This window comes from Actinoplanes ianthinogenes, assembly GCF_018324205.1.
Classification (GTDB): Bacteria; Actinomycetota; Actinomycetes; order Mycobacteriales; family Micromonosporaceae; genus Actinoplanes; species Actinoplanes ianthinogenes.
This window is the reverse complement of record NZ_AP023356.1, coordinates 643,224-665,260: the sequence shown is the minus strand read 5'-3', so window position 1 is coordinate 665,260 and position 22,037 is coordinate 643,224. Positions and strand designations below refer to the sequence as shown.

11 protein-coding genes are annotated in these 22,037 nt (G+C 72.2%); 9 read left to right on the top strand and 2 right to left on the bottom strand.

The annotated features are described in order from the left end of the window. Nucleotides 1–142 precede the first annotated feature (142 nt). Genes Aiant_RS03125 through Aiant_RS03090 form a run of 3 tightly spaced genes read left to right on the top strand, consistent with a single transcriptional unit; the run spans nt 143 to nt 14,913 of the window. Entirely contained in the window at nt 143–6,133 is a 5,991-nt protein-coding gene (locus Aiant_RS03125; RefSeq protein WP_212846931.1) for a hemopexin repeat-containing protein, read from the top strand. Nucleotides 6,134–6,147: 14 nt separating this feature from the next. Continuing rightward, nucleotides 6,148–13,461: a Tc toxin subunit A-related protein gene (locus Aiant_RS45385; protein ID WP_342358076.1), complete on the top strand. Its 7,314-nt coding sequence runs from the start codon at nt 6,148–6,150 to the stop codon at nt 13,459–13,461. Between the two features lie 57 nt (nt 13,462–13,518). Continuing rightward, a complete protein-coding gene (locus Aiant_RS03090; protein WP_189330847.1) occupies nt 13,519–14,913 on the top strand; it encodes a polymorphic toxin type 15 domain-containing protein in 1,395 nt (464 codons plus the stop codon). Here Aiant_RS03090 and Aiant_RS03085 read toward each other — a convergent pair. Then, nucleotides 14,904–15,521 (bottom strand): TetR family transcriptional regulator, encoded by a 618-nt coding sequence (locus tag Aiant_RS03085; RefSeq protein WP_229830042.1) that lies wholly within the window; start codon nt 15,519–15,521, stop codon nt 14,904–14,906. The genes Aiant_RS03090 and Aiant_RS03085 overlap by 10 nt on opposite strands. Nucleotides 15,522–15,584: 63 nt before the next feature. On the opposite strand from Aiant_RS03085, the gene Aiant_RS03080 reads away from it, so the two are divergent. After that, nucleotides 15,585–17,588: a HelD family protein gene (locus tag Aiant_RS03080; RefSeq protein WP_189330846.1), complete on the top strand. Its 2,004-nt coding sequence runs from the start codon at nt 15,585–15,587 to the stop codon at nt 17,586–17,588. Between the two features lie 4 nt (nt 17,589–17,592). Continuing rightward, nucleotides 17,593–18,174 (top strand): hypothetical protein, encoded by a 582-nt coding sequence (locus Aiant_RS03075; RefSeq protein ID WP_189330845.1) that lies wholly within the window; start codon nt 17,593–17,595, stop codon nt 18,172–18,174. On the opposite strand, the gene Aiant_RS03070 is transcribed toward Aiant_RS03075, so the two are convergent. Further along, nucleotides 18,162–19,151, bottom strand: coding sequence for a zinc-dependent alcohol dehydrogenase (locus Aiant_RS03070; RefSeq protein WP_189330844.1), 990 nt, complete (start codon nt 19,149–19,151; stop codon nt 18,162–18,164). The two genes, Aiant_RS03075 and Aiant_RS03070, sit on opposite strands and share 13 nt — an antisense overlap. 49 nt (nt 19,152–19,200) lie before the next feature. Between Aiant_RS03070 and Aiant_RS03065 the strand changes: the two genes are divergently transcribed. The 4 genes from Aiant_RS03065 to Aiant_RS03050 are packed head-to-tail and all read left to right on the top strand — an operon-like array spanning nt 19,201 to nt 21,994. Further along, entirely contained in the window at nt 19,201–20,241 is a 1,041-nt protein-coding gene (locus Aiant_RS03065) for an aldose epimerase family protein (protein ID WP_189330843.1), read from the top strand. Nucleotides 20,242–20,291: 50 nt separating this feature from the next. Next, nucleotides 20,292–20,771, top strand: coding sequence for a hypothetical protein (locus Aiant_RS03060; RefSeq protein WP_189330842.1), 480 nt, complete (start codon nt 20,292–20,294; stop codon nt 20,769–20,771). Nucleotides 20,772–20,780: 9 nt separating this feature from the next. Further along, nucleotides 20,781–21,611: an LLM class F420-dependent oxidoreductase gene (locus Aiant_RS03055; protein WP_189330841.1), complete on the top strand. Its 831-nt coding sequence runs from the start codon at nt 20,781–20,783 to the stop codon at nt 21,609–21,611. After that, entirely contained in the window at nt 21,608–21,994 is a 387-nt protein-coding gene (locus tag Aiant_RS03050; RefSeq protein WP_189330840.1) for a TIGR03668 family PPOX class F420-dependent oxidoreductase, read from the top strand. The genes Aiant_RS03055 and Aiant_RS03050 overlap by 4 nt, the downstream gene beginning before the upstream one ends. Nucleotides 21,995–22,037 lie beyond the last annotated feature (43 nt).

Here is a 22,037-nt window from a genome sequence, read left to right as displayed (position 1 = left end):
GGGCACGCCGCTGCCCACCCTCGTCGGGAAGTCGGCTCCGCGACACTCGCTGATCGCGACGTATCAGCGGGCACGGTCACCACGTCACCTTCACGTCCGGTCGAGCCGGATGGGGCTCTGGCCTGCGTATTTGGAGGGTGACATGCTTGATGACAAGGCGCTGCCCAGTTATGCGGATCTCTTCGGTGACCTCGACGTCCCGGCCGGTGACGAATCCCGGGCGGTCTATTCCCCGGCCGCCTACCTGGCCGATCTGCTGAAGCTGGTCGGTGACGCGGACGATCCGAACACGGCCGATCTCACCAGCCGCCGCCCGGACCTGACCGGCATCCCGCTCGACGCCGAGCACATCTACACCGAGGTGCCCTACCTGGACATCGTCAACGAGGTGCTCGCCCGCGAACTGGAGCGGACCAGCCACCATGCCGCCGACGAGGCTCTGGGCAGCAAGCTCAAAAACCCCTTTCAACTGCCGTTTTCGGTACGCCATGAGCGCCTGGACCGATACCTGCGCCACCTCGGCGCCGACCCGGTGGAGCTGTACCGCGCGTTCGCCACGAGCATCGACGCGGACGTGCTCGCCCGCGAGTCCCTCGGCCTGACCGAGGACGAGGCCGCCCTGGTGACCACGGTGCTCACCGACGGTGAGACGCTGCGCAACAGCTACCGGCTGCCGCTCGAGGGCGACGACCCGTACCCGAGCCTGGAGCTCGTCGAGACGTTCCAGCGGGTCACCTCGCTGACCGGCGCCCAGGTGCGCGAGCTGCTCCACGGCGACCTCGGCATCGGCGAGCGCGCCGAGGCCACCGCGTTCTTCGTGCACCACGGCGGCGAGGCGGTGGTGCTCAGCGAGGACGGGAAACGGCTGGTCTGCGGGCAGTACCGGGACCACGTGCCGGTCGCCTGGTTCGAGCGGGTCAACCGGTTCGTCCGGCTGGCCCGGATGCTGGAGTTCTCCCTCACCGACCTGGACCTGGTGCTGCGCACCTGCTGCGGGACCGTGATCGACCGCCCGGCGCTGCGCGCCCTCGCCGTCGTCCGGCACCTGCACCGCACCCTGGACCTCCCGGTCGACGTGGTGGTCAGCCTGGTCGCGCCGATGAACACGCTCGGCGCAGGCGACGGCGAGCAGCCCGCCGACCTGTTCAACCGGACCTTCAACGCGCCGTTCCCGGACGGTGGCGTGCTGCGCGCCCCGGCCACCGTGTTCCCCGGGTACGCCGACCGCCCGGTGCTCGCCCCGGCCGGTGACGTGCTCGCCCCGGCCGCCGCCACCTGGCGCCGCCGGGTCGCGGCCGCCGTCGGCGTGGACGAGTCCGCGATCGTTACCGTCGTCGAGCGGTTCCGCGACCGGCCCGCGCACGGCGAGGCCGGCCCGTTCGACCGGGGCGCCGACGGCCTGCGGATGCTGTCGCTGCTGCACCGCGTCGCCCGGCTGGCGACCGCGCTGGACGTGACCGTGGCCGACCTGCTGGACACCGTCGAGGCGATCGAGCGGGACCCGGCGATCCGGCGGTACCAGGCGCTCGGCGCGCTGATCGACGTGCCGGCCGGCGACCGCGACCCGTTCACGACCCTGGCCGAGGGTGCTGTCCCGGACCTGCTGTGGCTGGTGCAGACGCTGGTCGGGCTGGTCCGCTGGATGCGCGCGGCCGACCTGACCGGCGCCGAGCTGTGCGGCATCCTCGGCGGCGGCGCGGAGACCCCGGCGAACGCCGGCGCGGCCGGTGCGCTGCTGGCCGAGCAGCTGGAGCAGACCACGCTGACCGCCGAGCTGTTCACGTCGGACCGGTTCGGCGCGCGGGCCGCCCAGGTGATCGCCGAGGTGCTGCGCGGATCTGGCGACGGGGTCTGCTCGCCGGTCGACGATCGGCTGCTGAGCACCACGCCGGAGGGCCTGGCCGCGGCCGCCTGCGCGGCGGTCGACCAGTTGTCGCTGGTCGCGGCGGAGGACTTCCAGGGACTGGGCCTGGACGGCCGGTTCACCGACAAGCTGCTGGCCAACCTCGCGCTGGGCGGATACCTCGGCCCGGCCGGTGAGGTGCTGGCCGACCGGCTGCCGGCCGATGCCGCGCGGCTGCGCCTGGCCGGCGACTTCACGGCGTACGCGAATCAGGTTTTTGATCTTGTGGTGGGTCTGTGCGCCGCGGCGGACGGTGAGCCGGCCGCGTGCTATCCGTCCGACCTGGCCGGGCTGGAACCGCCGCTGAGCGAGGCCGAGGCCGGGGAGCTGCACGACAACCTGGTGTTCCACGGGTACCTCGACGCGGACGGGACGGTGCTGCGGCCGGAGTTCTTCACCGGCGCCGAGGCGCCCGGCGTGTTCCTGGTGAACGCCGAGCTGGACGAGTTCGCCGAGCCGGTGCTGGCGCGGCTGCGGGTGATCGCGGCGCGGCTGACCGAGGTGCCGATCCCGATGGACGCGGCGATCCTCGCGGGGCTGGGTCTGCCCGAGACGCGGCTGACGGCGCTGCTGGAGAGCCTGCGGTTCAACGGGTACGTGACCGCGGACGGCGACTACCGCGACCCGGCCGGGCTGCTGGCCCGCACGCCGCGCGAGGTCGAGCTGGCGCTGGAGTTCTACCCGCTGCGTGCCCGGGTCCTCGAGGCGATCCAGGCACAGGTGTCCGACGCCCGCGCGCGGCTGCTCACGGTGACCGCCGAGGACCTGCGTGACCTGGTCGACGCACGGGTCTCCCAGTGGGTCGCCGACCGGCTGGAGGGCGTGCACACCTTCGAGGGCCGGATCAGCGCGCAGGCGGCCGGGCTGGTCGACGACACCGAGCTGATCCTGACCGTCGACGGCTTCACCGACGAGGAGAGCGCCACGATCGCCGGGCGGCTGGCCGAGATCGTCGCGGACGGGCGGCCGTACCAGGCGGACTTCGCCTCGCTCGGCTTCGCCGAGCCGGAGCGGGAGCAGCTGATCGCGGCGCTGGTCGAGGCCGGGCAGATCACCCCCGAGCTGGTGGTCCGGCCGGAGCACCACGCCTACTTCGGCTACCTGCACCACGCCCTCGACTACGAGCTGCCGGGTCTGGCCGACTACAGCCGTGACGTGTTCTTCCTGCTGCACGCCGCCGCCACCGAGGCCACCGCGGCGATCACCGAGATCACCGGCGTGGTCACCGCCCGGGCCGCGCAGCAGCGCACCGCGCTGTTCGCCGCCCTCCAGGAGGAGTTCGAGGTGTCCGCGCCGGCCGTCGAGGCGATCTGCGCCGCCGTCGCCGGCAGCGCCACCGCGGCGATCGAGATGCTGGTGGCCGCGCCCGCCGACGGCTCGGCCGGCACCGCCGACCCGGACGTGCCGCGGGCGGTACGCCGGATCCGGGCCTTCGCCCGGCTGGCCGCGAAGCTCGGCCTGAGCGGCACCGAGGTCACCGCGGCCTTCCACGACCAGGACCTGACCGGCAAGTTCGGCGAGCCGCTGGCCCTGCCGGCCGGGGTGGACCGGATCGACGCGCTGCTGGAGCGCGCCGACGGCACGGTGCACCTGTTCCGCGGCAAGGAGTACTGGACCTACGCGACGGGCACCCACGCGCTGACCTCGCCCGCCCCGCGGCCGATCACCGACCTGGCCGCCCGGTTCGAGGCGCTGGCCCGGGTGGACGCCGCGTTCGTCGACGCGTCCGGCACCGAGTGGATCGTCGGGCGGGACGACCACGGCGTGTCGCGGTCGTTCACCCGCGAGGCCGGGCACGCCGCGTTCCTGCCCCGCGAGCAGAGCTGGGGGACGGTGCGTAACGCGTTCGCCGACCCGGCCCGGATCGACGCCGCGTTCGTCGACGACGAGGGCCGCACCTACCTGTTCGCCGGCGACCAGTACGTGCGCTACTCCGGTCCCGGCTACGACCACGTCGACGAGGGCTACCCGCGCCGGATCGGTGACTGGTGGGAGGGCGACAAGCACCGGGCGCCGATCCCGCCGCGGTTCCGCGGCGCGCTGGACGCGGCGTTCCACGGCCTCGACGGGCGGCTGCACCTGTTCAGCGGCGAGCAGTCCCTGTCGCTCGGCGGCGAGCAGGGCGACGTGACCGAGCGGCCGGTCGCCGAGGCGTGGGGGCGGGTCGCCAACACGCTCAGCGGCGAGCGGCGCGTCGACGCGGCCTTCGCGGCCGGCGCGGCGCTGCTGGTCTTCGCCGGCAACCAGGTGTTCCGCTACAGCGACAGCGTGGAGAACGACGACGTCCGGGTCGACGAGGGCTGGCCGCGGCGGATCGAGTCGGCGCTGCACGACGTGCCGGTCGAGTTCGAGGGCGGGGTGGAGGCCGCGTTCGCCGACGCCTCCGGCACCGTGCACCTGTTCAAGGACGGCCGGACCGTGTCGCTGACGACCGGCGCCGAGGTGGTCCCGTCCGCGGAGCGCTGGGGGCTGCTCGGCGAGGTCCTGCCCGGCGGGACCGTCGACGCGGCCATGGTCGGCCTGGACGGGCACACCTACCTGTTCAGCGGCGACCGGTACCTGCGCTACACCGGCTCGGACTACGCGGTGGCCGATGTCGGTTACCCGCGGACGATCGCCGGGGACTGGGGCGGGCTGCGCCGGGTCGGCGCGTCGTTCGTGCTGGACGGGGCGACGTACCTGTTCGGGCCGGGGGCGACGCTGTTCACCCTGCCGCTGCCGGTGAGCGGCGACGACGCCGCGGAGCTCGGCGCCGGACGGCTGCCGCGGGCGATCCGCGGGCGGCTCGGCGAGCACGGCGTGCGGGTCGCCGGGGACGCGGCCGTCACCGCCACCGAGTCCGGGTGGCGGGTGACCGCCGAGCGGGATCTGGTGATCACCCTCGACCGGACCGCGACCACGCTGGAGGTGCGCGGCGACGGGCCGTTCTACGTGCGCTACTCGACGCGCGACTACACGGTGCCGGACGCCGGTTTCCCGCGGCCGGCGACCGACGAGTTCTGGAACCTGCCGGACGAGCTCGCCGGCCGGTTCGGCGAGGTCGACGCGGTGTTCACCGGGCGGGACGGGCGTACGTACCTGTTCCGCGAGGGCGAGTATGTCGTCTTCGACAACAAGCGGCGCTGGTGGTCGCAGCCGCGGGCGATCAAGGAGCAGTGGGACAGCCTGCCGTTCGAGACGGTGGACGCGGCGTTCGTCGGGACCGACGACAAGACGTACGTGTTCAGCGGCCGGCAGTACGTCCGCTACTCCAACGGCACCTACACCCGCCTGGACGACCGCTACCCGGCGACGATCCGGCCGTTCTGGGGCAACGTGGTCAACACGATCACCCGGACCGGGCGGGTGGACGCCGCGCTGGTGGCCGGCGAGCACACCTACCTGTTCTCCGGCGACCAGTTCGTGCGCTACACCGGGGACGCGTACCGGACCGTCGACGACGGGTATCCGCGCCGGCTGTCCGAGCTGGCCGCCGAGCCACGCTTCGCCGGGCTGACCGCGACGCTGACCAGCGTGGACGCCGCGTTCGCCGATCGTGGCACGGTCTACCTGATCAGCGGGACGACGATGCACGCGGTGTCGTCGGGCGTCTACCGCCGCTACGCCGACCTGGCGCCGGAGCCGCTGCGGACCGCGTTCCTGTCCGACGGCGGCATCCGCGCCGAGCTGTCCGGCGGCTGGCGGCACCTCAGCGCGCTGGAGGGCCTCGCCCTGGGCTCGGCGGAGGACCGGCCGCGGCCGCTGCGGGCGGTGCCCGAGGCGTTCCGCACCGACCTGGACGCGGTCCTGACCGCCCGGGACGGCAACGTCTACCTGTTCCGGGGGCGACCTGTTACGACACCCGGCTGGGCCGGGACTTCCCGCTGGCCGAGGACTGGGGGCGGCCGCGCAACAACGTGTACCACGACGACGCGGTCGACGCCGCGTTCGTCGGGGCGGACGGGCGGACGTACGTGTTCCGCGGCGACCAGTTCGTCACCTACACCGGCAGCCGGTACGCCGGCGTCCTCGCCGACCAGGGCCCGCGCCCGGTGGCCGAGCACTGGGGCGGGCTCACCTCCGTGGCGCTGGCCTACCTCAGCCGGGGTGTCACCTACCTGTTCGAGCCGCCGGGCGCCGACGGCACGACCCGGTACGTCAGCTACTCCGGTCCCGACTACACGACGCCCGACGCGGGTGGCCCGCAGCCGGCCGGCCCGGAGTTCTGGAGCATCCCGGAGGCGTACGTAGTGGCCGGCTTCCGGATGCCGGACGCGGTCCTGACCAGCGGCGACACCCAGCTCGTGGTGACCGGTGGCAGGTTCCTGCAGCACGACCCGGCGACCGGGACGTGGTCGTACCCGCGACCGCTGGAGCGGATGTGGCGCGGCCTCGGCGAGGCCGAGGGGCTGCGGACCGCGTTCACCGGCGCGGACGGTGCCGCCTACTTCTTCTTCGCGGACGGGTTCACCCGGTACGCCGCCGGCGTCGCCGAGCCCCGCCGGGCGATCCGTGAGTACTGGGGGCTGACCCGCAACAACTTCCTGGGCGGCGGGGACGACGTGGTCGACGCCGCGGTGGTGGCCGGCGAGCACACCTTCCTGTTCTCCGGCGACCAGTACGTGCGGTACTCCACGGCCGACTGCCGGTACGCCGACGACGGCTACCCGAAGGCGATCGTCGGCAACCTGCGTACCGAAGCGGGTTTCACCGGTCTGCCGGTCGCCTTCGACGACGAGGTCGCGCAGCGGTTCGCCGACGGCAGCCGCTCGATGATCGACGCCGCGGTCGCCGGTGGCCGCACCGTGTACCTGTTCACCGGCCGCACCTGCCACTCGGTCGACACGGCGGCCACCGCCGAGTACGACATCGACCGGCTCGGCCGGATCCGCAACACCATCGCCGAACGGCAGCGGGTGGACGCCGCGCTGGTGCAGGGCCGGCACACCTACCTGTTCTCCGGCGATCAGGTCGTCCGCTACACCGGCGGCGAGTACGGCCTGGTCGACGACGGCTACCCGAAGCCGATCGCCGACTTCGAGCCGGCCGCGCTGCCGGCCGCCTTCCAGGACGGGGTCGACGCCGCGTTCCAGGCGCCGGACGGCGCGCTGCACTTCTTCACCGGGCGCACCTGGTTCAGCGGGGGCACCGCCGCCCCGGTCGCGGGCAGATGGGGTGTGGTGGACAGTGAGTTCGGCGCCGGCCGCCCGATCGACGCCGCCTTCGTCACCGCGGGCGGCGAGCTGTACGCCTTCCGCGGCGGTCAGTACCTCAGGTACTCCCGGGGACCGGAGACGGCCGACGAGGGATACCCGCTGCGGATCGCCGGGCGGTGGGGTGAGCAGACCACCTTCGACGGCGGGTTCCGGCTGCACGGCCGCGTCTATCTGACCGCAGGCGAGCAGTTCGTGCGATACCAGGACGACGACTTCGACCCGGCCCACCCGGTCCGGCCGGCCCTGCTGCGGCACCGGTTCAGCGACGGCGCCGACTACCGGATCGACGACGTGCGGGCCATCGAGCGGTTCACCGCGCTGCTGCGTGGCCGTGGCCTCGACGGTTTCCTGCTGCCGGGCCTCGACCCGGTGACCGACCCTTACCAGCGGGTGGCCGACGCGTTCGGCTGGGACGCCGGCGAGCTGAAGTGGTGCCGGCGCAACAGCCGCTTCCTGACCGGCGGCGCCGCCGACGAGGAGCGGTTCGAGCTGGAGTTCCTGCTGGCGGCGGCCGGCCTGTTCGCGCTGGCCGACCGGTTCGGCGCCGGACCGTCCCGGGTGTTCGCCGACGTCTGGACGCCGCTGTTCGACCGGGACGCCCTCGACCTGGACCGGGCCTGCGGCAGCCTGAACGAGCTGCTGGCCGCCAAGGCCGGCGCCGGCTGGCCGGTGCTGGCCCGGCAGATCCACGACGAGCTGAACCTGGCCCGGCGGTCGGCGCTGGTGCCGGCCGTGCTGGCCGAGCTGGGGCTGACCGACTCGCGTGACCTGTTCGACCGGTTCCTCATCGACGTCGACATGGGCAGCCGCGGGATGACCTCGCGGGTCCGGGAGGCGATCGCCGCCGTGCAGCTCTACCTGCACCGCTACCTGCTCGGCCTGGAGGACGGCGACGGCGGCGCGGCCGCGGCGGAGGCGTTCCGCCAGAAGATCAAGGACTGGTGGGAGTGGATGCACGACTACCGGGTCTGGGAGGCCAACCGCAAGGTGTTCCTGTACCCGGAGAACTACCTGCGGCCCGAGCTGCGTACCGACAAGACGCCGGCGTTCGCCCAGCTGGAGAGCGACCTGTTGCAGGGTGAGATCACCCCGGCGGCGGTGGAGAAGGCGTACAAGCGCTACCTCGACGAGTACGCCGAGGTGTCCCGGCTGACCATCGCGGGCGGCTACGTGTACACCAAGGACCAGGACCCGGCCGGTCCGCGCCGGCTGGTGGTGTTCGGCCGGACCAGGACCGACCCGCGGCGCTACTACTACCGGCGGGCCGAGTTCGGCAGCCGGGAGAAGCTGTCCGCGCAGTGGGAGCCGTGGTCGCCGGTGGACCTGCGGATCGACGCCGACCTGGTGCATCCGGTGCACGCGTTCGGCCGGGTCTTCGTGTTCTGGGCGGTGTCCGAGCCGGTCGGCGAGGACGACCCGTCGACGGCGGTGGTGACCGCGCACACCGAGGGCGACAAGCAGACCGTCTCCGCGCAGGCCAAGAAGGAACGCGTCAAGATCTTCTACTCGTTCGAGAACCTGAACAAGGAGTGGATGCCGGCCCAGGAGCTGGGCACCGGCGCCGGCGAGAACGGCACGATCACCGGGATCACCCTGCTGGTCCGCCCGCAGATGACCGGCGACCGGATGTCGATCCGGGTGTCCTGCTCCTACACCGCGACCGCGGCCGGCGCCACCGGCCGGCGTGCCGCCGTGCTCTTCGACCTCAACCCCGAGCTGTACGCCGACGCCCTGCCGGAGGTGACCGCGGCCAAGGACCCGGCCGCCAAGGCCCTGGAGATCGCCGACGACCTGGAGTCGTCGGTGAACGCGGCCGCCACCACCGAGCGGGTGTCGCAGATCTTCCAGGACCCGGTGAACCCGGCCGACGTGGTGCGCTTCCACACCCCGGCCGGCGCCGAGTCGTGGCCGTGGTTCAGCGTGGACGTCAAGGGCGGCAGCTTCCTGTGCCGGCCGGTGACCGCGCCGGAACCGGAGAACGCCCCGTTCGTCGCGTTCGCCGAGGCCGGCACCGAGCGGGTGCCGAAGTCGTGGACCCGGGTGGACGCGGCGGTCGAGCTGCCCGACGGGACCCGCTACTTCTTCCGCAACAGCGACCGGCAGTTCCTGAGCATCGCGCCGGACGGTACCGCGACCGATCCGTCGGGGTACGCGACCCGCTGGGGCCTGATCCCCACCATGCTGCCCGAATCCACCGACATCGACGCGGTGCTCACCCGCGGGAACCAGACGTTCGTCTTCTACGGCGCCCAGTACGTGCGCAGCACCGGCACCCCGTTCGGCCAGATCGACCCGGGCTACCCGCAGCCGATCGGCGCCGTGCCGGAGGACAGGCTGCCGAAGCTGGACAGGATCGACGTGGCGTTCACGGACGCCAAGAAGAACGAGTACTTCTACCACCACACCGACGAGTCGGTGATCATCTCGACCGCCGACGGGATCGGCAAGCCGATCCCGATCAAGACCCAGCGCGAGCAGCTGGGGCTGCCCGCCGACTTCGGCAAGATCGTCACGATCATGACGACCGACAAGGCGACGTACGTCATCGGCGGCACCCAGTACGCCAAGTTCCCGCTCCCCACGTCGGCCTCGGACAAGCAGTGGTGGGAGACCACGAGCCTGAGCCTCGGGACACTGAGCGGCAACCAGGAGGGCATCCCCACCGACTTCGTGATCAGCGAGGCGCACTGGCACGCCGGCACCGCGTACTTCTTCGACAACAAGAAGCGCACGTACCTGGCCGTCACCGGGACCAGCAGGGTCACCCGGCCGTACCACGTCACGACCGACCTGCCGGACAGGCTGGCGATCGACGCGGCCTGGGTGGCCGGCGGCAAGCTGTACCTGAGCGCGTCCGGTGGCACGGTGCGCGAGCTGTACCGCTACACCCTCAACGGCAGCGCCATCGGCCGGTTCGTCGACGACACCTACCCGCAGAAGCTGCCGCGCGGCGTCAGCGGAGTGTTCCAGCGCGACGACCAGATGTACGTGTTCAGCGCCAACCGCTACACCAGGGTGCCGGTCACCCAGGAGCCGACCACGCTGCCGGTGTCCCAGCTGATCACCGGGGCGTGGGCGGAGATGCCCCGGCCCGGCACGCCGTTCGACGGGGTGCTGGACAGCAAGACCGGGCTCTACCTGTTCACCGGCGCCGGCTTCCACCGGCACTCCACGACACTGACCGTCCGCCGGCCGTACGAGTTGTCGTCACTGCCGTTCGAGCTGATCCGGCTCACCAGCGGCACCGCCTCGCAGCTGAGCCGCCGGCTGCTCTCCGGCGGGGTGCCGGCCCTGCTCGACCTGGCCACCCAGCAGACCGACGAGGTGCTGGTCAGCACGTCGGAGACGGCGACCGACGCGGTCCGGGTCCGGTCGGGCATGGTCGACCCCGGGCGCCTGCCGACCGGGTCGCACCTGGACTTCCGCAGCGCGAACGGCATGTATTACTGGGAGGTCTTCTTCCACGCGCCGCTGCTGATCGCCCAGGCGCTCAACAACGGGCAGCGGTTCGCCGACGCCCGCAAGTGGTACCAGTACGTCTTCGACCCGACCAACCTCCGGTCGTACTGGCGATTCCTGCCGTTCCTGACCACCGACCCGCCGGCGCTCGCCGCCGACCTCACGGTCGCGCTGGCCGCCGCCGTCGAGGCCGGGTTGCCGGTGGCCGACAGGCTGGCCCCCGCGCTGACCACGGTGATCACGGCGCTGCGCGACGTGGCGCCGGCCGTGCTGGGCAACCGGGAGCCGGCCGGGGACGTCGAGCTGGGCGGCTACACCGTGCTGACCACGGCGGCGAACCACGCCGCGGTGGCGGCCGCGCTGGCCGGGCTGAACCCCGCGACACCGGCGCAGCGGGAGATCGTCGGCATGCTCACGGAGCACTCGCTGATCGCGGCGGACCTGGAGAAGGTGTTCGGCGCGCTGGGTGACCACGAGAACCTGCTGGAGGCGTACCGGGACCGGCCGTTCGACCCGCACGCCATCGCCGAGCTGCGCCCGGCCGCGTACCGGCGGGCCGTGGTGATGGGGTACGTCGACAACCTGCTCGACTGGGCCGACCTGCTGTTCCGGCAGTACACCCCGGAGAGCGTGGACCAGGCGCGGATGCTGTACGTGTTCGCGTACGACCTGCTCGGCGCCCCGCCGGAGCGGCTCGGGACCCGGCTGCTGCCGCGCGCCGAGACCTACGCCGACCTGGACCTGGCGGACCTGGATCTGGTCGGTTACCTCACCGGCGGCGGGGACCTGCTCGCCGGCGCCGGCTCGGTGCACGCCGGGGTGGCCGACCGGTACTTCGCGATCCCGGAGAACGCGCTGTTCCAGGAGTACTGGACCCGGGTCGAGGACCGCCTGCACAAGATCCGCGAGTCGCTGACCATCCTCGGTGTCGCGGCGCCGCTCCCGCTGTTCGCCCCGCCGATCGACCCCATGGCGCTGGTCCAGGCCGCCGCGGCCGGGGCCGCGCCGGACACCGTGGTGGCCGACCAGGCGGTGGCCCCGCCGGCGTACCGGTTCGCCACCATGTTCCGCCGGGCGCAGGAACTGGCCGAGAAGGTCGCGCAGTACGGCGGCGAGCTGCTGTCCGTGCTGGAACGCGGCAGCGCCGAGGAGCTCAGCCTGCTCCAGAACCGCCAGGAGCAGGCCATCCAGGCGATGACCGTGGCGCTCAAGCAGAGCGAGATCGAGATCGCCGAGGCGAACGTGCGCGAGCTGCTCGCCGGGCAGGCGGGTGCGGCCGCCCGGGTCGCGCATTACCAGCGGCTGATCGACGACGGCATGTCGGCGCTGGAACGCGGCCAGATCGAGATGATGAGCAAGGCCGCGGAGCTGCACATGGACTCCGGCTGGCTCCAGGTCGGCGCGGCGATCGCGTACGCGCTGCCGCAGATCAAGATCGGGGTGTTCAACTTCGGCACCGAGGCCGGCGGGATCAACGTCGGCGAGGCGCTGAACACCACCGGGCAGGTGCTGTCGGCGTTCGGTGAGGCGTACAGCATGGTCGGCGAGACGCTCGGCGTGCAGGCGCAGTTCCAGCGCACCGCCCAGGACTGGGACCTGCAACTGGCCACCGCCAGGAACGACGGCGAGCAACTGGTGCACCGGATCGCGGCGGCCGGCGAGCAGGTCGCGGTGGCCCGGCGCGAGGCCGACCTCCAGGCGCAGGAGATCGCGCACAGCAAGGCGGTCGGCGCGTTCCTCACCGACAAGTTCCCCAGCGCGCAGCTTTACGGGTGGATGGCCGGGCGGGCGTCCGGGCTCTACTTCCAGCTGTACCACCTGGCGTACGAGACGGCGAAGGCAGCCGAGCGGGCGTACCAGTTCGAGAACGGCGTCAGTGACAGCTTCATCCGGCCGGTGTACTGGGACAACCGCCGCAACGGCCTGCTCGCCGGGGCCTCGCTCGGCGTCGACCTGGAACGGCTCGGCAAGGCGCAGCTCGACGGCGGCGCCCGCGGGCTGGAGATCACCAAGCAGATCTCGCTGCTGGACCTCGACCCGATCGCGATGCTGCGGCTGCGGCAGTCCGGCAACTGCGAGTTCGCGCTCACCGAGGCGCTGTTCGACGAGGACTTCCCGGGACACTTCAAGCGCCAGATCCGTACGGTGACCGTCACCTTCCTCGACCAGGAGGGCCAGCCGCTCGGCCTGAACGGCACGCTCACCCAGCTCGGGCACAAGACCGTGCTGGCGGCCGACCCGCGGGCGGTCAAGCACCTGCTGTCGCCGACCGGCGCCGCGCCGGAGTCGATCCGCGCGGACTGGCGGGCCAGCCAGCAGATCGCGCTGTCCCAGCCGGACGGCGGCCGGGACAACAACGGCCTGTTCGAGCTGCGGTTCGACGACGAGCGCTACCTGCCGTTCGAGGGCACCGGCGCGGTCTCCACCTGGCGGCTGGACCGCACCATGTTCCACGGCGGCGAGCTTTACGACGTGCTGGTCACCGTGAAGTACACGGCGGAGCACGGCGGCGAGGCGTTCGCCAACGCGGTCCGCGGCATGCAGCGGCCCCGGCCGGCGGCGCGGTTCTTCGACGTGGCCCGCGAGTTCCCGGAGGCCTGGGAGCAGTTCCTGAACGGCGCCGACCGGCTGGTCCTGCCGCTGACCACGGACCTGTTCCCGGGCATGGCGAGCCGCCAGATCGGCGGGGCGCTGGCCGCCTACGAGCTGGCCGACGGCGGCTCCGCCGAGCTGGTGCTCGGTGGCGACCCGGCGCTGACGCTGGCCCCGGCGAAGCTGCTGCCGACACCCGGGCTCTCGGTCTCCGACGACGGCTCGAAGACCTGGGAGTTCACCGTCGACGGCGACAGGTCCGCGCTGGCGGACGTCGGCCTGGTGCTCACCTACCAGGCCCGGATGGCGTGACGAAACGGCCGGGGCCCCCGGGCCCCGGCCCCCCCCCCCGACCGGAAGGAGAGCGCCATGCAAGGCATCAGGAAACGCAAGGCCACCGAGTCGCATCTGTCCAGCGGCACCAAGCCGAAGCCGGTGACGATCAGTAAGAAGAAGACGAAGCGGAACAGCCTGGAGGAGAGCGGCAGCGACGGCTTCCGGCCGTTCCGCACCAAGAGCGGCGAGATCGTCGCACCCACCACCATCCGGCCGACAGCCCCCGACGTGGCGATGGACGACGCGGACGAGGACACCGTCGCGCGGGTCCTCGATCCGGTACCGCAATCGGTCTTCGTCGATCTGCTGCTCCAGCAGGACCGGGAGACCGGGACGTTCGTCGACGGCGACGGAACTCCGGTGAAGAGCCTGCTCGCCGAGAAGCGCGGGGAGGTGCTCCCGCTCGGCCGGGACGTCGTCGAGCTCTTCGAGGAAGCCGGCGAGTCGATCTCCAGCGAGGAGGACGTCAACATCCTCCGCGTCCAGCAGGGCCGGCCGAAGGAGAAACAGGCCACGCTCGACGCCTTCCTGGGCCTGAAGACGAGGACCAGGGCGAAGAGCCTCGCGGAGCTCGGCAAGGTCCAGCCGATGCCACTCAAGACGGTCGACATCCGGATCGCCGTGCCGAAAAAATACGCGAAGGACAAGGCTCTGACCAAGCGCTGGAAGGCCGAGCTCGACCGTCAGCTCGCCATTCAGGAGCGCGAGCTGAACAACAAGCCGCTCGACGAATGGTTCATCGCGACCGACCTGTTCCAGGCCTGGAAAGAGGAGGTCAACTGGAGCGACTGGCCCAAGAAGCGGCCCGACGGCTACCTCCTCAAGCTGCATCAGGTCCTCTTGCAGCGGGCTTTCGAGGAGGAGGCGCTGGCCGGGAGCCGAGGGCTCGGCCCGGAGAAGGGCAGGCGGCTCCGGGCGGCGATCGCGGCACTCAAGAAGGTCGAGGACGACCCCGCGGCCATTCGCTCGCTGCTCGTCAGCTTCGACCTCCAGGAGGAGGGCCGGCAATGGGCCAAGGACATCCTGGGGCGCAGCAACTCGCAGACCGGGTGGCGGAAGAAGAACCGGAAGCTGTTCACCGATCTGCTGGAGACCAACACCGCGGAGGGCGGCATCTGGGAGGGGCTGGCCGATTCGGCGAAACAGCTCGCCACCCTGCACAACCCCGACCAGGTGGCGGGCGGGCAGCGACGCCTGCCGAAAAACCCGGCGGATCCCAGCGACTACATCGGGCTCAGCACGGTCAACCGGACCATCGGCGCGATCTGGGGCCTGCCGCCGACCGCGTACGACCCGGAACTGGATGCCCGGGTCGCGACCGGCCCGAACCTGGTCGACAGCCTGCGGAGCCAGGTCATGGACACCCATGACCCGAAGTCGTGGGCGCTGTTCACCACCAACTTCAAGGTGAACGTCACCTACACCTGATCGATCCCGCCGCGGAGCTGCCCGAACGCCGCGTCCGCCGCCCGCACGGCCGCCGGATACAGCGCGTCCGCGGACTCGCCCGCCGAGAGCCGCCGCCAGTTCTCCCGCGCCAGCACCCGCTGGACCGCGAGGATCTGCGCGGCGGCCAGGCGCGCGGTCAGCGGATCGGCCGCGGGCAGCGCCGCCGCCAGGCTCTCCTCGTCGCGCACCTGATAGTCGTGCACCCGGGTGGCCAGGCTCGGCGTCGAGAAGACAAGATCATGAAAGGCCAGCACTTCCGGTACGTCATTGAGCCCGGTCACCGGATCGCGGCTCGATAGCCCGTCGAGGAAACGCCGATGCAACGCGTCGACGGGGGACTGGCCCGGCGCCCGCGCGGCCACCACCCGCGCCGGCTCGCCGGCGTGGTCGGCGATCCGGTGCAGGACCAGGTCCTCCTTCGACGGGAAGTAGCGGAACAGGGTCGGCTTGGAGATCTCCGCCGCCGCCGCGATGTCGCTCACCGACACCCGGTCGAAGCCCTGCTCCAGGAACATCCCGATGGCGATCGCGGAGACCGCGTCGAACGTGCGCCGCTTCTTCAGCTCCCGCAATCCCGTCTCCCTCACCGGGTCAACCTATCACCCGGTCAAACTTGTAACCAAGTAACGTTTATGACTAGGTTGCAGGACATGGCGACCCTGGCAGAAGAACACGACTACATGGCCCGCGTCCGGGCGGCGCAGGACTGGATGCTCGACCACGCGCGGATGCGGGTCGCGACCGGCGCGCAGGTCGCGGGGGACCGGTACACCGCGGAGACCCTCGGCCGGATGCTGAAGAGCCACGTCAAGGAGCTGGCCGAGGAGCCCGAGGGCGCGCCGTACTTCGGGCGGCTGACGTTCACCGAGGGCGAGCACCGCGACCAGCGGTACTACATCGGGCGGCGGCGGATCACCGAGGAGCAGGGCCCGCCCCTGGTGATCGACTGGCGGGCGCCGGTGTCGTCGCTGTTCTACCGGGCCAGCGCCACCGATCGGCACGGCGTCGCGGTCCGCCGCCGCTACGGCTGGAGCAACCGATCGCCGATCCGGCTGACCGGTTTCGAGGACGAGCACCTGGACCGCGGTGAGGAGCTCGGCACCACCAGCCGGCTGCTGGCCGAGGAGATCGAACGCCCGCGCGTCGGCCCGATGCGGGACATCGTGGCGACCATCCAGCCCGAGCAGGACGAGCTGGTCCGGGCCGATCTCGATCAGTCGCTCTGCGTCCAGGGCGGTCCCGGGACCGGCAAAACCGCGGTCGGCCTGCACCGCGCCGCCTACCTGCTCTACGCCCACCGCCGTCAGCTCAAACGCACCGGGGTGCTGGTGGTCGGCCCGAACCCGACCTTCCTGGAGTACATCGCCGCCGTCCTCCCGGCGCTCGGCGAGGTCGACGTCCAGCAGCGCACCCTGGACGGCCTGCTGACCTCTGCGGAACCGCGCGCCACCGATGCCGACCAGGCCGCGCTGGTCAAGCACGACGTCCGGACGGCCGCCGTGCTGCGGCGCGCGCTCGTCGGCCGCCTCCGTGAACCCACCGACGGCATCGTGCTCACCGACGGCTCCTACCGTCTGCGGGTCACGGCCACCGCCCTGGCGCGCGAGTTCGCCAGGATCACCACCGAGGACCTGCCGTACGCCCTGGGCCGGGAAAGACTCCGCACCCGCATCGTCGCCCTCCTCCAGCGGCAACTGGAGTACCACGGCGAGTCCCCGAACCGGAAGTGGCTCGACAAGACCGGCCGGTCCCAGCCGGTCACCGCGATCCTCGACCGGTGCTGGCCCCGGGTCCGGCCCGAGGAGGTGCTGGCCGGGCTGCTCGGCGACGCGGACGCGCTGAAGCTCGCCGCCGACGGGATCCTGTCCGACGCCGAACAGCAGGCGCTGCTCTGGGCCCGGCCGCCGCGCAGCTGGAAGAGCGCCAGGTGGACGGCGGCCGACCGGGTGCTGCTGGACGAGATCGCCGGCGCGATCGAGCACCCGGCCGGGTTCGGGCACATCGTGGTCGACGAGGCGCAGGACCTGTCGCCGATGCAGTGCCGGGTCCTGGCGCGGCGCAGCCGGCACGGGTCGGTGACCGTGCTCGGGGACCTGGCGCAGGGCACCAGCGCGTGGGCCGCGGCGGATTGGCGGGTGCAGCTGGGCCACCTGGGGAAACCCGATGCGACGGTGACCGCGCTGACGCTCGGGTTCCGGGTGCCGGCGGTCGTTCTGGCGTACGCGAATCGTCTGCTGCCGCACCTGAAGGTGACCGTGCCGGTCGTGCGGTCCGTGCGTGGCGACGGTCTGCTCGACGTCCGGCGGACCTCGGACCTCACCGCGGCCGTCGTCGAGCGGGTCCGGGCGGCGCTGGAGCTGGCGGGCTCGATCGCGGTGATCTGCTCGGCGGAACGCGTGAATTCGCTGGCCACGGCTCTGGACGGGTGCGGCGAACGGGTGAGCGTGCGGCCGGCGACCGAGGTCAAGGGCCTGGAGTTCGATCACGTGGTGGTGGCCGAGCCGGACGAGATCGTCGCCGCCGAACCGCGCGGGATTCATCGGCTGTACGTGGTGCTGACCAGGGCCGTGTCACGCCTGGAGGTGGTGCACACCGGGGAGAGTGGCGGGTGGGACCTACCTTTCCATGCAGCACACCACGTCGCCCGGAGATGAACCCATGAGCCGCAGGCTTGCCCTCATACCGATTCTGTTCCTGCTTCCCCTCGCCGGCTGCACCGGCAAGAGCGGCAGCGGCACGGCTGCCCCGCCGGCAGCCGCCACCACCGCGACCCCGGCCACTTCCGCGGCGCCGGTCAGCAACTCGAAGAAGCCGACCTCGACGTCGTCCTCCGCGGCTCCGAACAAGGCCGGCGCGAACAAGGCCAAGCAGTCCGGGTCCGGCGATCCCGCGTTCGGCGACCAGTACGCGTTCCTGCGGTCCGGCAAGGCCTCCACCCGGCAGGTCACCTACGACCTGGTCGAGTGGTACGAGGGCAAGGAAGCGGTCAAGGCCTGCGCCGAGGACGGCGAGACCGGGACCGAGAACGATCACTGCACCGGCTGGTACATCCGGAACCACAACACGAAGCTGCGTACCCTCACCGTCGACCCGGACGCGCTGATCGGGATGATGGGCGACGGCGAGATGAAGAAGGTCGACCTGAAGACCTTCCTCAGCGACGTCCCGCCGGACAGCGTGATCTCGTTCCGCATCGACGCCAACCGGATCGTCCGCCTGGAGCAGATCTACCTGCCCTGACGCGGGTCCACATGGAATTTCGGGCCGGGACCGGCGCCCTCCGGGCGCTTCCCGGCCAGCACGCCGACGATCTCCTCCAGGCTGACGGTGCCGGCGACGAGCGGTCGCGGATCGGCCTGCCCCTGCGCGTACGCCGTGATCGCCCCGCCCAGCCCGGCGGACGCCCCGAGCAGGCCGACCGTGGTCACGTCCTTGAGCACGATCTCCCGGGTGTCCACCAGGCTCGGTGTCCCGGCCAGCCCGATGTAGACCACCGTCCGGCCGGGCTCGACCAGGTCCACCGCGAGCCTCGGGATCCCGGCGCCGTTGGTTGCGTCGATCACGCCGTCCCAGGGCAGATCCGGGAGCGTCGCCCGGGTCCAGACCGACGGGGCCGGCTGCTCGCCCAGCAGGTGCACCTCGGCGCCCCGGGCGCGGCCGAACATCGCCGCGAGCAGCCCGATGGTCCCGGTCCCGATGATCAGCAGCCGCTCACCCGGCGCGACGGCCGCGGCCCGGACCGCCCGCAGCGCGTTCCCGCCCGGCTCGACCAGCGCCCCCAGCGTGGCGTCCACCGTGTCCGGCAGCTCGTACAGGTACGCCGCCGGGAACGCGAGCCGCTCGGCGAGCGCGCCCGGCAACCCGTCCCGGCAGCCCAGCTCGTGCCGCCGCGGGCAGACGTGGTGCCGGCCGGCCCGGCAGCGGGCGCACTCCCCGCAGCCGATCATGGTGTCCCCGGTGACCCGCCGCCCGACCCAGCCCGCGTCCACCCCGGGCCCGGCCGCGACGACCGTCCCGGCCCACTCGTGCCCGGGCCGCAGCGGGTACGACGCCACGCCGGTGTGCAGGTAGCTCATCGTCCCGGTGAACAGCTCCACGTCGGTGCCGCACACGCCGACCCGCTCCACCTCGACGATCACCTGGCCGGGGCCGGCCTGCGGCTCCGGGACGTCCTGGACCTCGGCGGTGCCGGGCCCGGTGAAAACCAGCGCACGCATCAGGGCCCTCCGTTGTCAGCGGTTCGGGGACCAGCGTAGAACGGAGATCATGACGAGGATCGACAGCACTGCCTTCGGCGAGTTCCCCGACGGCACCGTGATCGAGAAGTGGACGCTGACCGCTGCGGACGGGGCGGCGGTGTCGATCCTCACCTGGGGCGCGACGATCCAGTCGGTCCTGGTCCCGGACCGGGACGGGGTGCTGGCGAACGTGACGCTCGGCTTCGCCGACCTGGACGGGTATCTCGACGAGGCCAATCCGTACTTCGGGGCGACGATCGGCCGGTACGCCAACCGGATCGGGGGCGCGTCGTTCGCGCTGGACGGGGAGACGTACAAGATCTCGCAGAACGAGGGGGAGACCGCGCTGCACGGCGGGGTGCGCGGCTTCGACAAGCGGGTCTGGTCGGCCGTGGCGACCGACGGCGGCGTGACGATGAGCTACACCTCGCCGGACGGGGAGGAGGGTTTCCCCGGGACGGTCGCGGCGGCGGTGACCTTCACCTTCGACGACGCGCACCGGCTGCGGATCGATTACCGGGCCACCACCGACCGGGCGACCGTGGTGAACCTGACCAACCACGCGTACTGGAACCTGGCGGGCGAGGGCGCCGGCACGATCAACGACCATCTGCTGCGGATCAACGCGGCGTACTACACGCCGATCGACGCGACGCTGATCCCGACCGGTGCGGTGGAGCCGGTCGACGGCACGCCGTTCGACTTCCGCGCGTTCCGGCCGATCGGCGCCCGGCTGCGCGACGCCGACCCGCAGCTCGGCTTCGGCCTCGGTTACGACCACAACTACGTGCTGGCCGGCCCGGACGCCGCCGTGGTCCGCGACCCGCGCTCCGGCCGCCAGCTCACCATCGAGACCACCGAGCCGGGGCTCCAGTTCTACTCCGGCAACTTCCTGGACGGGAGGCTGCGCGGGCCGTCCGGCCGGCAGTACCGCCAGGGTGACGCGTTCGCCCTGGAGACCCAGCACTTCCCGGACAGCCCGAACCGCCCGGACTTCCCGTCCACGGTGCTGCGGCCCGGCGACACGTACTCCTCCCGGACCACCCACACGTTCACCACGTTCGCCTGACCGCCGGGCCGGGACCACGGCCGCGAGCGATTCCGGTTATCGTGCCGCGGGTGACGAAGGCCTCCAACCGCACCGTTGCCGCCCGCATCATCGCCGTGGTCCTGGCCGTCTGGAGTGGTTTCCTGGCCCTGCACGGGCCGGCCATCTCGGATCGCGGCAACCGGCCGGGCAGATTCAGCTCCGGCTACGACTGCCCGGCGCCGCTGAGTTACGTGCTCCCCAACGACATGCGCGACTACATCGGGTCCGCGCCGTGGGGACTCCCGGACGGGGTCCAGGAGGACTGCCGCGACCGCGCGATCGGCGCCGGCGTCACGATCGGGCTGTTCGGCAACGTCGTGGCGCTGCTGCTCGGCTTCGCCCGGCCGCCGGCCCGGCGTGCGGAGCCGGATCCGGCGCCGCCGAGCCGGCCCGCGAAGCCGCCGGCGCCGCCCGTCACGTCCGCCGAGGACGAGGACGGCCTGTGGAACCCGGGGCTCCGGCACGACCGCCTGTCGGAGCGGCCACGCGCGGACGGCGAGCCGTCGTAGGGTGACGGGATGGAGTTCGGTGTCGGCTATTTCCCCACCCACGACGCGGTCCGGCCCGGGGAGGTGGCGCGGCGGGTCGAGGAGCGCGGGCAGGACGCGCTGTTCTTCGCCGAGCACACGCACATCCCGGCGAGCCGGGAGAGTCCGTGGGACGGCGGGCCGCAGCTGCCGCGGAAGTACTGGCACACCTATGACCTGTTCGTGGCGCTCACCGACGCGGCCGCGGCCACCCGGCGACTGCGGATCGGCAGTGGGGTCTGCCTGGTGGTCGAGCGGGACCCGATCACCACGGCCAAGGAGGTGGCCTCGGTCGACCACCTGTCCGGGGGCCGGCTGGAGTTCGGGGTCGGCGCCGGGTGGAACCGGGAGGAGATGGCCAACCACGGGACCGACCCGCGTACCCGGATGCGGTTGATGGCCGAGCGGGTCCGGGCCATGCAGGCGATCTGGACCGCGGACGAGGCGTCGTTCAGCGGCGAGTTCGTGACCTTCGAGCGGATCTGGTCGTGGCCGAAACCGGCGCAGAAGCCGTGGCCGCCGGTGCTGGTCGGCGGTTACGGGCCGACCGTGCTCGACCGGGTGCTGGCCTGGGGTGACGGGTGGTTCCCGAACTACAACGACGGTGACCTGCTGGACCGGATGGCCGAGCTGCGCGCCCGCGCCGACCGGCCGATCCAGGTGCAGGTGATGGGCGTCCCGTCCGATCCGAAGGTGCTCGAGCAGCTGGAGGCGGCCGGGGTGCACCGGGCCTCGGCGTGGCTGCCGTCCGGGCCGTGGAGCGTCATCGAGGGCACGCTGGAGAAGTGGGAGCGCGCGATCGGCGAGTACACCCGCCGATGACCCCGGCCGAACGGTTCGCCACCGTCCGGGTGGCGCGGCTGGCCACGGTCACCCCGGACGGCGCCCCGCACCTGGTGCCGATCGTGTTCGCCCTGGCCGGCGACGTGATCCACACCGCGGTCGACGGGAAGCCGAAACGGCATCGGCGGCTCCGGCGGCTCGCCAACATCGAGCACGAGCCCCGGGTCAGCGTCCTCGCCGACCATTACGCCGACGACTGGTCCGAGCTCTGGTGGGTCCGGGCCGACGGTCTCGCCACGATCACCGACGAGCCCGAGCCGGCCCTGCTCGCCCGTTACCCGCAATACGCGACGCAGCCCCCGCCCGGCCCGTTCCTCCGCGTCGAAGTCACCCGCTGGACCGCCTGGCAAGCCCAGACATAGGCAGACCACCCTCGCTGCCGCGACACCGCCGGCACGTTTCCGG